This window comes from Leptospira perolatii (assembly GCF_002811875.1).
Taxonomy (GTDB): domain Bacteria; phylum Spirochaetota; class Leptospiria; order Leptospirales; family Leptospiraceae; genus Leptospira_B; species Leptospira_B perolatii.
Map to the genome: position 1 here is coordinate 22,852 of NZ_NPDZ01000018.1, position 14,202 is coordinate 37,053.

Sequence of the window (14,202 nt, forward strand, 5' to 3'; positions counted from 1 at the left end):
CCCAGGAGGCAGGTTCCAACTTTTATCTCGACTTATGAAAATTTTAGAATCGGAATTCTTTCTTATTCTGCGGAAATGCCCTTCCAGACCACATCGCCAGCCTGGAGTTGGACAGTATCTTCTAAAACTAGGAAGCCACCTTTGCAAAGTTTGACGAGTCCTACAAAGCTTCCATAGCAAAGTGAAAGCAGTTCTTTAGAACCTAAGGATGTGTGTATTTCCCTTTTAGCTCTTGCTTCTTCCAGGAATTCGACAAGATAAGCAAGAGTGTCTTCGGTGAGCTTTCTGCTTCGTTCGTCTAGATAAGGAGCATGTGAATGCAATTCCAAAAATTCGAAGGCTTGAGGATGTTTCTTGTAAAACTCACCCATTTGTCTCCAAAAGTGGAAGAATTTTTCCTTGGTACTTGCATGTTTTGGAAAGTTCTCTTTCAGGTTTTCTAGAAACTTCACTTTCCAGAAACGATAGAGCTCATTTACGAGTTCTTCTTTACTCTTAAAATATCTGTAAATCGTGCCTGCACCAATCCCAGCTTCTTTGGCAAGCTCTGGCATCGGCGTCGCCGAAAATCCTCTTTCGGTAAACAATCTAAGTGCAGATGTGAATATTCTTTCTTTTTTATCTTCCGGATCTCTTATAGACATCGAACCTTCCATTTTGGAACTTACGGCACGCTTCCAAAATATTCTACCTCCCTTTCTAACAAAACTCCTGAGTCCTTTTTCACTTTTTCTTGCACCACTTCGACTAAATATGCTACATCTGACGCCTTTGCACCGCCAGTGTTTACGATAAAATTACAATGTTCGGGGGAAATTTGTGCTGAACCTTTATACAATCCTCGCAATCCAGATTTATCAATCAATTGCCAAGCTTTGATTTCCTTCTGTGATTCATCAAAGATTTTAGGGTTTTTGAACATGGAGCCCGCGCTCCTTTTATTCTTTGGTTGCGAGGAGTTCCTTCGATCACGCTTATCTTTCAGAGACTCTTCAATCTCTGACAAGGTTCCTTTGACCAATTTCATTTTGATCGAAAGTATAATGGAATCTTTTCTTTCGAGAAACTCAGTGGTTCTGTAACCGTGCTTGATGTCAGCTGGTCCTAAACGAAAAATCTCCCCGTCTCTTAGGAACTCGACTTCGGTTAATAAATCGAATAGTTCCCCACCATAACATCCAGCATTCTGTATCACCGCGCCTCCGGTCCATCCCGGTATCGTGCTTAAAAATTCTGCACCAGTGTATCCGAACAAAGATATTTGGCGAAAGACAGGCGTGGTGTTCGTCGCAGCTCCGATTTTAAATACCCCTTCCTCAAGTTCTACAAAGTGTTTAAACGCGCCTGATAAGCGAACTACGACTAGATCATTAGGGTGATCAGAGATCAGAACATTTGTTCCGCCTCCCAAAATCTTCCAAGGTATTTCTAATTTTTGAAAAATTGCCAGTGTCTCCAAAATTTGCTCAGTGGATTCTGGCTCGGCAACAACTGGGCAGACCCCGCCGATTTTAAAAGAACAGTGAATGGATAAATCTACGTCTTCCTTAAACGGAAGCTTATGTAGCTGAAACTGTCGTTTTAGATCCAAGTATTGGTCTGTAGAAAGCGAGGTCACTTTCATCACGAATTCTTTTCCTGCCAGTACGGGCAACAAAAAAGCCGGGGAGAAAAAAAACGGCTCATGCGTCGAGACTTACCGTCCGAACCTTGGTTTAGAGGCAAGTAAACATGTTTTATCTTTTACTACAATCCGCTTACTTAGACTACGCTTCGGGCAGATCAGATCGTCAGACATATATCGATTCAGTGATCCGCTTGGCTTTGGACCAGGAAAAATTAGCCGGCTTGGTCTAAATCAGCGAGATACAGAACCCAAAGCACTTTCTCTCAAATAGCTAATCACCCTTGAAGCTACGGCCTCTTTCGTTTCAGGTCCATACTCCAATTTAGTTCCGTCTTTTCCAAAGATAACCACGCTTGTAGTTAGATCGCCGAATCCCTTTTCCTGTCGGCTAACATAGTTTCCCACGATATAATCCAGATTCTTTCTTCTGAGTTTTTCCATTGCATAGTTGTGCAAGTCATCTGTTTCGGCGGAAAATCCTACGAGCAATACATCTTCGAATCTGTTTCTGGAAACGGTTTCGCTCACGGAACTTAGGATGTCTGGATTTTTGATCAGCTCTAAGGTAAGGATCTCAGCTCCTTCTTCTTTCTTTATTTTTGAATCATTGCTTTCCTTTGGACGAAAATCTGCGGGAGCTGCTGCCATGATTAGCATGGTGTTCGATTGCATCTCGGAAAGCACTGCATCTCTCATTTCTAATGTTGTTTCTACCGAAATTATTTTGGATCCGTTAGGCCTGGAATACTCTGGCTGAGTCAGCCCCCGTATATAGATCACGTTTGGAATCCATTGGAACGCAGCCTCTGCGATCGAATATCCCATTTTTCCCGAAGACGCATTCGAAATAAATCGAACTGGATCGATCCACTCTCTCGTGGGCCCGGAACTAACTATGATTTTTTGAATATTCATTTTTTCTCAAGCTAGCGAAACTTAAGTAACGCTTTTGTATGCTTTTATTATTTTGGCTTGTATCACCGCAACGTCGGCCAACTTTCCGTAACCTTCGTCTCCGCAAACGACAACTCCTTCTTGAGGGTCTAGAATTTCGACTCCGTCTTTCTTTAAACGTTCCAGATTTCTCTGGGTCGCCGGATGTGTGTACATGTTCGGATTCATTGCAGGTGCAACCAATATAGGACATTTCGAGGCAAGATAGGTAGAGGTTACTAAGTCGTCCGCAATTCCATTCGCCATTTTTGCGATGATATTCGCAGTAGCCGGAACGATCGCAAAAATAGCCGCACTATTCCTAGCGTCAATATGCGCCATTCCTTCTTCGTATTCGTCGATCCGAACTTTTTTTCCAGTAAGGGCCTCGAATGTGATCGGACCAATGAACTTAGTCGCGTGTTCCGTCATAATTACGGAAACCGGATAGCCGTCTTTTGTTAAATTTCTGACGAGTTCGCACGTTCTATATGCAGCTATGCTGCCGGTAACAGCGATCAAAATATCCTTTGAACTCATGTGAACATGTTCGCCCAAAGCGCGAGCGGCTACAACCTAAATAGCAAAAGAAGATGATTGAGGAGGCTTAGAGAATCGGACAGTAAGTATTTTGTTTCCGTCCATTCTTTCTACAGTTAGTTTTCCTTTCGGAATTTTTACTTCGGTTCCTTCCTTCGGCATATCTTCCAATTTGTCTAAGATGAATCCTGCTATTGTCCTTATGTCTCGGATATCTTCCTCTTCGATTCCGATTAGAATTTCCTTTAATTCATCTAGTTCAGTTTCGCCATCAATGTAAAAGGAATCCACAGGTGTGGAAGGCATCGGATCCGACTCATGATCATCGGTCTCATCCCGAATCTGGCCAAATACTTCTTCGATGATATCTTCTAAAGTAAGTAAACCGGAAACACCACCGTACTCATCGATTACGATCGCCATATGTTGGTTCGCAGATCTTAATTTCTGCAAAACTCTTTCGATCGACATGCTCTCCGGGACAAAGATCGGCGTTTGAGCGATTGCAGTGACTTTCGTCTTTTTGTTTCTCTTTGGATTCGAAAGCCACTCTAGATACGACTGCACGTGAACGATTCCGGTGACCTTATCTGTAGTTCCTTCATAAACAGGATAGCGAGAAAAGTGATGTTCCGCGATTACACCCAAAACTCCGTCCATCGCAGTATCGGCTGGAATTCCGACAATGCTGAGCCTGTGAGTCATTACGTCTTTTGCCAAGTGTTCCGAAAACTGAAACGTGTTCTGGATGATTTGAAATTCTTCTTGGTCTATCCGGCCCTGTCGATTCTGCTCTTCGATCAAAATCATCAGTTCCTCAGGGGAATGGATGATTTTGTGTGCGTCTCCCTTAAAGCCGATCAACTCAAGGATAAACGAAGTGAGGCCGTTTAACACGAATGTAATCGGATAAAACGCATAATAAAAAAAGAATATTGGAACACTAGTCATTAGTGCGATCTGTTCCGTTTTCTGAATCGCGATCGTTTTTGGAAGTAACTCCCCGAGCAAGATATGTAGGAAAGTAATCAGAGCAAATGCAATCGTGATCGCAATCCCGTGCAAGGGAGCTTCATTTGCTTCATAACCTGCCCATCCGAAAATCGGCTCTATCCAGTGGGAAATATAACCTTCTCCGACCCAACCGAGCAATAAGCTTGCGATCGTGATCCCAACCTGGCAGACAGAGAGCATATCATTTAAATGCGATGACGCTCTTTTGGTAAGTTGTGCCAAAGGCTTGCCGTCCTTTATCATTTCTTCTAATCGAGAAGGGCGGATCGAGACGAGGGCAAACTCTGCCGACACGAAGAAACCATTAGCAAAAATAAGCAGAATTATGATGAAGAAGCCGAGTAGATCCATTAATGGCTAGTACGCCCGACTCTGTTTTGAAGTGAGTATAGAAAATGTTTCGATGAAAAAGCGGTCGTTATTTGACCAAGTCGTTCCGGAAAAGTCCAGCGCCTACTGTCGGGGTCCATGTCTCGTATGGGATACCTTCTTCTGGAATCGGTCCGATGTCGAGTGTTTTGAAATCAGGAAAATGAAAATTTCACTCTAAATTCCGAAGAATTTTTAGAACCTTTGGCCCGAAAGGTGTTTCGCCCTCTTCTACCGAAAGTTTCTCCAAAAACATTATGTCGGATTCGTCGGAGGGGCTCCAAGTGTCAATATGATATACTCGACTAGTTCCGGAGGATAACCAGAAACGTGCCCAATATAGGAAATCCTTTGCATGGTAATATGAGTTTCCGGACTTCAGAGCCTCTCTCGTAAATACAATCCGATCCGGAACATTTCGAATATCGAATCTCTTTCTCAGCTTCTTAAAGGAAACTGTGCTACCGCCACAAGTCCATTCGTAGTCGGCAATTCCTTCATTAGATTTTACGGATGCGTTTAGATTCCAGATTAAAAGGGCCGATTTACCTGGGAGGAGTTTTATTCCGTCAAAAAAGGGCGCGGAGAAAGATTTCCAGACAGTTTGGCTAGCGCTTTCGGTTCTATTATTCGGAAAGTTGTCCCCACAAGCCGGACCTATTATAGTTTTCAAAGTTCCGCCTATGTGGTGTTTGCTGAATCTTTGAAAAAGTTGCACTTCAATATCGTTGCCGTATTCTTTTCGAATCGCTTCGGCGGCGTTAAGTCCAGGTAAATTCAGATAAATTTGCACTTTGTCCTTTTTGCGAAAAGTTTCTAACGCAGCTCGAATTCCAGCAAGTGCAGTATAGCTATTGGTCGAATCTGTAGCCAATTCGCGAACTTCCATATCACTATTCGAGTCGGAATCTTTTGAAAATAGAAATAGTCGACTTTCCTTTTGAAATAGGGCCAAAATCGGATAAGTAGGTTTTCTTAAATCGGCGGCTTTCAATGGATCCGATTCTTCTCTGACTCTAATTACTTCTTTGGCACGAATGGAGGACCAGTGTGATTTCCATGGTTCTCTGCCCGGCGGATAAAGTCCCTTGTACATTAAGATTCTTGCATGCACCTTGTGAAGGCCCTGCTCCGGCGGAGAATCCAGGTCGGTACCATCGTTATTCAACTCGGAGTTAACGAGATGCGATAGTAAATCGTGTAAATAACCGTGCCTGTTATAAAAATCGATGCCTGTATTTTCTAGATTCTTGAATCCGAAAGCTGCCGGAAGATAATTCTTTATCTCGAACACCTTATCGTCCACAGATTCAGCAGCTTGCAATCTTAAAGCCTGGTCTAAGGTTGCCTTGACTCCCTTTATATTATGTGATTCGCGATGTGCCAAAAACAATCCATTGAGTCGGATCCATTCCTCTTTGTAAACCGGATCGGATTCTTTTAAAATTCCGTATGCCTTCGTGAATTCTATGATCGCTTTTCTTAGATTATTCGTCTTTAGCTGCAAGAATCCATGGAGCAAGGTTGCCGAGTATTCCACTCTTCTCCATCCTTTGCTCTGCGCCAAAAAGCTCAGATCCATTGCGAGTCTTGAAGCAACCTCCGGTTCATCATCAGAAAGAATTTGAATGATCCTAAGCCTTGTAAATAAATCATCTTCCGTTAAATTCTTGGGAGTACTGACCGACTTCAAAGCATCTACAGCCTTAAAGGAATTTTTGGATTTCCAAACTGCTACCGACACTAAATCACGAGCGCTGTTAATCGAAATCGGCTCTCCTAAAAAAGGATGGAGAATCCTCGAGGACCAATCCAGAAAATCCAGGTTGAGAAAATATTCTAGGGCTTTTTGATTTTCGTTTTGGAGATACGCAAGAGTTCCTAACTTTAGGTAAAGAGAATTCTTGTACGTCACCGCCAACTCTCCCTGGCGGTCGATTATGTACTTTAGTACTTTCTCCGCCGAAGCCAGATCTCCGTCTACAGCATAATAATAGGCCAACTTTTCGTAAGAGTGCGCGACCATTCGACCGCCAAGATTTTGAGCGACAATCGAAATCTTTTCAAAATGAACCGCCTCCCTTGGTAGACCTAGTTCAGAAAGATGGTCGGAGATATTCGGGAAATACTGCTCTAAAAACGGTACGTGTTTTAGCTCAGTCTCCTCAGAAAAAGGCGCCAACACCCGATGAAGATTTGTATACTCCGTTCCGTAATCGGATTCCTTGGAATCAAAATCGGAAAGATATCCTCCGACTCTTAAGAGTCTACAAAGAGAATAGTAAGGTTTTTTATTGGAGCAATTTAACTTTTTGGAAGACTTACGATTTAATAATACGATTTTTACGGAATCGGAAAGTTCCTTCATGTAAGGATCCTGAGAGGTCCAATTTCTTAAGACCTTTTCCCCTCCTTCTTTTTTAGAAAAATATAAATCTCTAAAGTAAGAAAGCAAAGCCTCGGCAAATCCCAATTCGGAATCTTTGTTAACCGTATTCAATAGATCCGTAAATCTGTTAGAGTCTCTGTTTAAAAGAAGATATTCTCCCGCAAGCAGAACGTATTGTGATTTTTGCAGGAGGTCCAATCCATCTGGAAGATTTCGAAAATCAGCCTCCTTGTCCAAAACAGTACGGCCACCGATATTCAGCTGGAAGTTTCCCGGAGTGCCCACCCAACCGAATTCGGATTTTGCCTGAGCGTTCAAAGAGGTGCAAGCGCTCAGAAAACATAGAAATAGAACGGAGGAGAATTTACACACAACTTGTAAGCAGCCGTTTACATGCTCTTGCTTGTCGAATGTATTTAGTTTCAAAGGATTTAGTTTCGGGCTGACGGGTCGGTTAAATCCCTTCCCTTTTAAGATCCCGACTCATTAGGTCTCTAACAACGTCCTTCGGATTCTTATGCTCGTAAAGCATTTTATAAACTTCCGTTGTGATCGCCATTTCCATCCCCAATTTCTTCGAAAGCTCGTAGGCGCTTTTTGTAGTCTTAACTCCTTCGGCGACTTCGTTCATACTTCCTAAAATCGAATCCAATCCTTCCCCTTTTCCCAATCTGAATCCGACAGTTCGATTTCTAGATTGCTCTCCGCAACATGTTAGTATCAAATCACCCATTCCAGATGGACCTAAAAATGTTAACGGATCTGCTCCAAGTTTTACACCGAGTCTAGAAATCTCAGTGAGTCCTCTGGTTACCAAAGCAGCGCGAGTATTCTGCCCGAAGCCAAGACCGTCGCTCACGCCCGCGGCAATCGCGATTACATTTTTCAAAGAGCCGCCTACTTCTACTCCGATGACATCGGGAGTCCAGTAAGTTCTAAAATAAGTAAAGCTGAATATTTCTTGAACCTTTCTCGCGGTTGCTTCATTTTTGGAAGCGATGCTGACGATTGTTGGAACTCTTCTTACAATTTCCTTTGCAAAGCTTGGCCCGGAAAGATAGGAAAGATGACTGTGGAATTTTCCGGGCAATTCAGACTCAAATATTTCGGAAACGAGCCTTAGGCTTCCATTTTCTATTCCCTTGCTAGCGGATACAATCGGAGCCTTTTCCGGTAAATAAGATTTAATCTCTCTGAGGATATCTGTAATTGCGTGAGAAGGCGGTGAAGAAACGATCATATCTTTTCCCCGGACCGCATCCTCCAAATTGGTGGAGGCTTTCAAGTTTGCAGGCAATTCTATATCCGGAAGGTATTTACCGTTCATTCTAGTCTCGTTGATCTGCTTGACTAGCTCCGAATTTCTTCCCCAAAGGACTACTTCGTAGCCCTTGTCCGCCAAGAGAGAGCCTAAGGCAGTTCCAAAACTTCCTGAACCGATTACTCCAATTTTCATTCTTCGTCCTTTCTCCGAAGGGGCAAAACTTTGCTGCTCGGAAAAACGATGATCCTCCTCGCAATCGATTGTTGGGCAACAAAAAAAACCGGCTTTCTATTCCAGAATATTCTGAAACGAATCTACAATTCTGGGAAATGAGTTTACCAACCTAATCCAAAGAAGTATCCTTGTCGTCCATGCTAGATTTGCGGAAACTTCCGGGATTTCATCTCTTGGAACTGCTCTCGGGAACTTCTTCCCAGAAGGAAAGCTCCGCAAAAAGTAATTATCGAATTACGATCCTGCTCTTTTCTTTAAACAAGGTACTAAAAAAAAAGGTGGTAGAAGCTACCGATGACCTTGAATCCCTTGAGATCGATTCCGGAAACGGAGTGCTCTATCTTTCCGGATTTTATAATATCACAGGCCTAACTTGGTCTAAGTTACTCAGAACCGATTTTATCGATTTTCGACTTTCGTTACGTCCCGTAAAGGTGGATGGAAATAAGGTTCGATTTAGAATCGAATCATTTCGTCTTTATGACCATTCTCCCAGAACAATAGATCCGATTCGATTATTCTCGAAGGTGTTTCGGTTTCATCGAAGGTTGATCTTAGAAGCAATCGTAGAAGAAATTCCAGAGATTCTGTCCTTAACTCCAGTCGGTCACGATGTAATTTTTGACCTGAACTACTTTTTAGCTGAAATTCCTGAGGTAGCTGGAAAAGTCTCCGTGCAGAAAGTGATTCCGGAAAAGGGAAATGTCTTTGTATTTGTCCGTTCTAATACTATTCTAAAACCATTACTGGACTTTTTTGGACCGGATTTTGTACGGATTGAACCGATTTCCGAAAACGAAGATAGTTTGCTCATGCTTTGGCGGGAGTGAAAAGAATTGTGCAAAAGGATCGTCTAACACTGTATGATCGCAAAATCCCAATTTGGGAACTGGTGAAAGACCTGGGAAAGATTGGACATTCTTTGCCCGGATACAAAATTCGGAAAGAAGGCTTATGTGGGAAAAGTATTCCCGTAAGTATTTGTTAGGATCGGCATTGAATGAGGATAATTTACCTCACTGATATACACGACGGCCTGACTGGGCTGAAAGAAGTATTGCTCCGGACGGAGTGCGACCTTTACTTGTTTTCCGGAGATATCATCTATAAAGCTTTCTTTAATCCTGAAAGAATCATCGAGTTCGTTACATTACAAGAAGAGATGTATAGAATCACCGAGGACCAAAAGGAAGAAATTAATCCCTATGATTATGCGACAAGAGCGGTCCGGTTTCCTGAAAAATATGATCCCGCTGTCGTAGAAAAATCCCACGAATACCGAAAACTCTTTCATCAAGCCGCAAAGACGATGAAAGAAAAATATGAATTAATCGAACAGCTTATCCAGAAATACTCCAAGGCACCAGTCTGTTCCCTTCCGGGGAACTACGATATCGATCTACAATATTCGGCGTTATACGAAAGGGACTTACATAGAAAAACATACGAATTGAACGGGCTAAAATTCGCCGGGTACGGAGGAGCTCCGATCATTACTTCCGGAATCCCCGAAAAGTTGGCCGTTAAATTTCATGAATATAATAGAAACGGAAAAAACTATAGCGAACCGGAAGATTTTTTTAATGAAGAGAAGCCAGATATCGTAGTGATTCATAATCCGGCTTATGGTTATTTGGACCGGATCCCCAGTTTCGGTCATATAGGCTCCCAGGGAATTCGCCGCTATCTGGACGAGAATAGTCCGAGTCTGGTGGTTTCTGGACATGTTCATGAAGACCAAGGAATCATCAAAAAGGGAAAGACTATATTTTTGAACCCTTCTAATTTCGGGCCCGTCGATTCGGTTTTCGGGTTCCAACCTGGAGGCTTCTTCTCCGAAATTGAGTTAGAAAACGATCTTGTAAAAACTGTTAAATTGAATAGACTGTCTGATCGGGTTATTCGCACTCTCATCGAAGTCGATTGCACTTCCGACAAACTTTCGGTGGTTAATATCGTTTCCGACTCTGAGGTAACTGCGGAAGATTTCGTTAGACAGTGAAATGACGCTCCCTCGTTTTAGAAATAACGCAACGATACAAAAGTTTATAGGACTAAAAAGATTTTTTAGATCCCATGAGACAAACATATCGAGGGAACGAATCGAAGATTTTAAGAAGTTTTCCAGGCTGTTAAATTACGGGGGAGATGAAATCGCGTTTGATATATTAGGATCTTTGAATTTTGGTCAAGCAACCGCCGAATCGGATACAGATATCGTAATGTACACCCGTTGTGAGGACAACCGCATGGGTGAGTGCAGTTTAGAAGATTGTTATAAGATCTCTCTTTTCAAGCACATGTTTTTGAACTTAGTGACCTTCGAACATAGCGAACAAGCTTATACACTGGAAATAGTTGACTGCATTAATCTGAATCAATTAGAAAAAGATATTTTAGAGAAAAACGGAGATTCCCCTCTATTAGTCCGGTTCTGCTTTTATCGATCGATTTGTCGCGGAGTAAATCGGAAATTACTGCACAAGTACGAAAACATGATAACAGATCAGGAGCTTTTAACGGACGATTTGGAAAAAGCATTGGAGGAATGTTTCGATGGCATTATCCAATCTTCGCAGCACACTTATTCCTTTCATAAATACAAAGGTCGACTCGCGGATAAAGGAATTTATATCCCGGGTTCCATGACGGATAAGATCAAGGATTATTTGAAACAATGATCGCCTTCTTGACATTCGCGGCCGCATTAGGAGCCGCAGCTTTATTCTTTCACGCTTTGTATGCAGTCGATACAAAACGTTTGGATAAGAAAAGCAGGAAGCGGAAAGAAGAACACGACCGGGAATACGGAGATCCTAGAAAAGTGTACGGCGGCAACTGGGATCCAAATTTGCCAAGACCGAGAATCTGCCCTGTGTGTGGAAAGTATCTCGATAAGCACGAATATCTTTATGCTACTGTTTTTGAACCACCTAGTCCCGGCATTAAACGACAGGCGAGGATTTATGGTTGCAGGTATTGTTACCTAGGATTGGATGAAAACTCTTCCAAAAAAGAAGAATCTTCGCAGGAGAAATCACCCCAACCAGTCCAGGATGAAGAACTCGGTCTCTAACAAAAACGTACGCTCGCAGGTCGAGAGTTTAGAAAGTTCGATTCAATCTTTAAAGGGGATCGGCCCTAAAAAGCTGGAGGCACTTGCTTCGGTCGGAATCAATACCTTGGAAGATCTGCTTTCTTGGTATCCTAGAAAATACCTGGATCGAAATCTAACTGACGGAATCCTTTTGAAGCAAGGAGAAAGCGTTACATTAATTCTGGAAGTGATCGATTCCTATTTGGCTCACGGGCGCAAGTCAAGACTGGTAGTCAGCACCAAGACAAAAAACAACGAACCAGTTAGTTTAGTTTTTTTTAAAGGAGTCCAGTACTTTCGCAGGATTTTTCAACCTGGATTGCTCATTGTAGCAACCGGAAAACTGGATTACTTTCGCGGCTTCCAATTGCTTCACCCTGATTACGAAGTTCTTTCCCAAGGGGGGAACGCGGAGCTGGATCCTGACGGAAATATTGGATCGATTCACACGGGCCGTATCATACCACTCTATTCCACTACGGAAGCACTTAGAGACGAACATTTGGATTCAAGAGGTCTGAGAAGATTGATCTTCCAGACATTAGAAATTTTGCACGGAAAAATTCCTGAGATACTGCCAAAGGAAATCGTAAAAAAAAGAAATCTAATGGAGCGCGAAACTGCGTTCAAAGAAATCCACTTTCCTACAGAAGATCTTGCTTTGCATCAGGCCCGCATTCGATTTAAATATGAAGAGCTATTTTTCTTTAATATTTTTATTGAATATAAAAAATCACTCCGAGCCCAAATCCCCAGAATTCTTTGGCCTTTGCCAGAATCTAACACCGCAAAAACTGTACTCAAGAATCTTCCGTTCGACCTAACTCCCGACCAAAAGGAAAGCCTGAATAAATTAGCAGAATGGACAAAATCTGATACCCCAGCGGCGATGCTTTTGCAAGGAGACGTGGGTTCGGGAAAGACACTGGTAGCTTTATTAACCGCACTGAGATACACCGACAATCAAATTCAAGTGTGCATGTTAGCGCCGACCGAAATCCTCGCACGGCAACATTATCAGACAATCTTAAACTATATGGGAAATCTTCCTTTTACAGAAGTAGATCTTTTGGTAGGAAAAGAACCGAAGAAGAATAGATTAGAAAAACTTTATAGATTTAAGAAAGGGGAAACTCTTTTAATAATCGGAACTCATAGCTTATTTCAGGAAGATGTTGAGTTCAAGGACCTCGGCTTAGTAATCATAGACGAACAGCATAAATTCGGAGTAGAGCAAAGAGAAACCATAAGATCCAAGGGAAAAAATCCGGACGTACTTGCAATGACTGCTACTCCGATTCCTCGCACTCTTTGTCTAACACTCTATGGAGATTTAGAACTAGTTACTTTAAAGAACCGTCCCGCAGGACGAAAACCTATCAAAACTCATTGGTTTTTTGAAGATAAGAGACAAGGAATTTACAACTCGATCAAAAAGTATGCTTCGCAAGGAAGACAATGCTATGTCGTCTATCCGCTCGTGGAAGAATCGGAAAAATCCGATTTGAAATCCTGTATGGAAGCGTACGAACATTTAAGAAACGAAATATTCCCAGATTTATCCATCGGTTTGTTACACGGTAAAATGGATCCTGTTCAAAAAGACAAGGTGATGCGTGCATTCCAGAAAAACGAAATCAGCATTCTGGTTACTACCACAGTTGTCGAAGTCGGTGTAGACGTGCCAAACGCTTGCGTCATGGTTATCGAGCACGCAGATAGATTCGGAATTTCTCAACTGCATCAGCTAAGAGGTAGGGTCGGACGTGGAGAACATGAAAGTTTCTGCATCATGGTGACCGATAGAAATATTACAGAAGAAGCAAAGTTTCGCCTGCAAGCGTTAGTTGATTCGGACGACGGATTTGCTCTTTCCGAAGCCGATTTAAAATTAAGAGGTCCTGGAGAATTACTAGGAGTAAAGCAAAGCGGTTTGCCTGATTTTAAGATCGCGGACTTAAGAGAAGACAGGGAGTGGATAGAAATCAGCAGAGAGGATGCAAAACTTGTAGGAACAATCGGTGATCAGGAAAAAAGAGAGCTCACAAAACGTTTTAAGGAAGAAGCTCAATTATTTTCAAATTAGAGTTCGCATAAAAAAGCCCCGATCTCCTTGAGCAAGACCGAGGCTTTACCTATCGATTAAATAAGAATTTTTTTGATCTTAGTAAATCGGCCAAACTATTACAGGTCGAGGATGTAAATCACAGGTCAATCCACCGATATCAACTGTAATTGCATTGAAGAGAAGAGCTTCATTAGCACATTCATCTACATCTTTTTTATTGTAATATTTATCTTCTTCTATTTGCGCAAACTGAGGAGCAAGAATCGACAGAACGCTGAACCCGCCTGCCGCAGACCCGAGGACTGCACTAGTTAAAATGGTATTCTTTGCTTCCTTTCCGCTTACTGTTTCAGGTACTGACAATCCGACCGAATCGAGTAATATACAATTCGCCATCAGTGCGAACGGTAGAAGGAGTGTGATGATTTTTTTCATCCGAGATCTCCGAAATTTGTTTTGAACAATAAAGTTTTCTTTCCACCTACTGTTCAATCGAATTTCAAAATGTCATAACGCACATAAGGAAATTATTTCTAAACTTGTATTCCGGGTGCAATGGGGAATTGCGAAATGTCGCAGAGGGGCCCCACCCTGGTATGAACCGGAGACATGGGTAACAGAATAGACCGGGAACATAGGTAACACTAAACAAACGCAAAGGAGGACA

General features: G+C 42.3%; 14 protein-coding genes. 6 read left to right on the forward strand and 8 right to left on the reverse strand.

Going from position 1 to position 14,202, the window contains the following annotated elements; genetic code table 11:
- Nucleotides 1–62: 62 nt before the first annotated feature.
- Together CH373_RS17420 and murB are read right to left on the reverse strand one after the other, a co-directional pair.
- Nucleotides 63–644 (reverse strand): TetR/AcrR family transcriptional regulator, encoded by a 582-nt coding sequence (locus CH373_RS17420; RefSeq protein WP_100715251.1) that lies wholly within the window; start codon nucleotides 642–644, stop codon nucleotides 63–65.
- 20 nt (nucleotides 645–664) lie between these two features.
- Nucleotides 665–1,624: a UDP-N-acetylmuramate dehydrogenase gene (gene murB, locus CH373_RS17425; RefSeq protein WP_100715227.1), complete on the reverse strand. Its 960-nt coding sequence runs from the start codon at nucleotides 1,622–1,624 to the stop codon at nucleotides 665–667.
- A 107-nt stretch (nucleotides 1,625–1,731) separates the two neighbouring features.
- On the opposite strand from murB, the gene CH373_RS18890 reads away from it, so the two are divergent.
- Nucleotides 1,732–1,857, forward strand: coding sequence for a hypothetical protein (locus CH373_RS18890; protein ID WP_279305875.1), 126 nt, complete (start codon nucleotides 1,732–1,734; stop codon nucleotides 1,855–1,857).
- Nucleotide 1,858: 1 nt separating this feature from the next.
- Here CH373_RS18890 and CH373_RS17430 read toward each other — a convergent pair whose 3' ends face one another.
- From CH373_RS17430 to CH373_RS17450, 5 genes are all read right to left on the reverse strand, one after another.
- Entirely contained in the window at nucleotides 1,859–2,542 is a 684-nt protein-coding gene (locus CH373_RS17430) for a phosphopantothenoylcysteine decarboxylase domain-containing protein (RefSeq protein WP_100715228.1), read from the reverse strand.
- A gap of 21 nt (nucleotides 2,543–2,563) precedes the next feature.
- Nucleotides 2,564–3,100, reverse strand: coding sequence for a phosphopantothenoylcysteine decarboxylase (locus CH373_RS17435; RefSeq protein ID WP_100715229.1), 537 nt, complete (start codon nucleotides 3,098–3,100; stop codon nucleotides 2,564–2,566).
- A 36-nt stretch (nucleotides 3,101–3,136) separates the two neighbouring features.
- On the reverse strand, nucleotides 3,137–4,465 hold the full coding sequence (locus CH373_RS17440) for a hemolysin family protein (RefSeq protein ID WP_100715230.1): 1,329 nt from the start codon (nucleotides 4,463–4,465) through the stop codon (nucleotides 3,137–3,139).
- Nucleotides 4,466–4,655: 190 nt separating this feature from the next.
- On the reverse strand, nucleotides 4,656–7,298 hold the full coding sequence (locus tag CH373_RS17445) for a hypothetical protein (RefSeq protein ID WP_100715231.1): 2,643 nt from the start codon (nucleotides 7,296–7,298) through the stop codon (nucleotides 4,656–4,658).
- Between the two features lie 28 nt (nucleotides 7,299–7,326).
- Nucleotides 7,327–8,328 (reverse strand): NAD(P)H-dependent glycerol-3-phosphate dehydrogenase, encoded by a 1,002-nt coding sequence (locus CH373_RS17450; protein WP_100715233.1) that lies wholly within the window; start codon nucleotides 8,326–8,328, stop codon nucleotides 7,327–7,329.
- A gap of 179 nt (nucleotides 8,329–8,507) precedes the next feature.
- Between CH373_RS17450 and CH373_RS17455 the strand changes: the two genes are divergently transcribed.
- From CH373_RS17455 to recG, 5 genes are all read left to right on the forward strand, one after another.
- Nucleotides 8,508–9,200 carry a hypothetical protein gene (locus tag CH373_RS17455; protein ID WP_100715234.1) on the forward strand — a complete coding sequence of 231 codons (693 nt, stop codon included), beginning with the start codon at nucleotides 8,508–8,510 and terminating at the stop codon, nucleotides 9,198–9,200.
- 170 nt (nucleotides 9,201–9,370) lie between these two features.
- Nucleotides 9,371–10,372: a metallophosphoesterase family protein gene (locus tag CH373_RS17460; RefSeq protein WP_100715235.1), complete on the forward strand. Its 1,002-nt coding sequence runs from the start codon at nucleotides 9,371–9,373 to the stop codon at nucleotides 10,370–10,372.
- Nucleotide 10,373: 1 nt separating this feature from the next.
- Nucleotides 10,374–11,051 (forward strand): hypothetical protein, encoded by a 678-nt coding sequence (locus CH373_RS17465; RefSeq protein ID WP_100715237.1) that lies wholly within the window; start codon nucleotides 10,374–10,376, stop codon nucleotides 11,049–11,051.
- Nucleotides 11,048–11,446, forward strand: a complete 399-nt coding sequence (locus CH373_RS17470) for a hypothetical protein (protein WP_100715238.1) — start codon at nucleotides 11,048–11,050, stop codon at nucleotides 11,444–11,446. The genes CH373_RS17465 and CH373_RS17470 overlap by 4 nt, the downstream gene beginning before the upstream one ends.
- On the forward strand, nucleotides 11,427–13,553 hold the full coding sequence (recG, locus tag CH373_RS17475; protein WP_243393462.1) for an ATP-dependent DNA helicase RecG: 2,127 nt from the start codon (nucleotides 11,427–11,429) through the stop codon (nucleotides 13,551–13,553). Before CH373_RS17470 ends, recG begins: the two co-directional genes overlap by 20 nt.
- A 78-nt stretch (nucleotides 13,554–13,631) precedes the next feature.
- Here recG and CH373_RS17480 read toward each other — a convergent pair whose 3' ends face one another.
- A complete protein-coding gene (locus CH373_RS17480) occupies nucleotides 13,632–13,970 on the reverse strand; it encodes a TIGR04452 family lipoprotein (protein WP_100715241.1) in 339 nt (112 codons plus the stop codon).
- Nucleotides 13,971–14,202 lie beyond the last annotated feature (232 nt).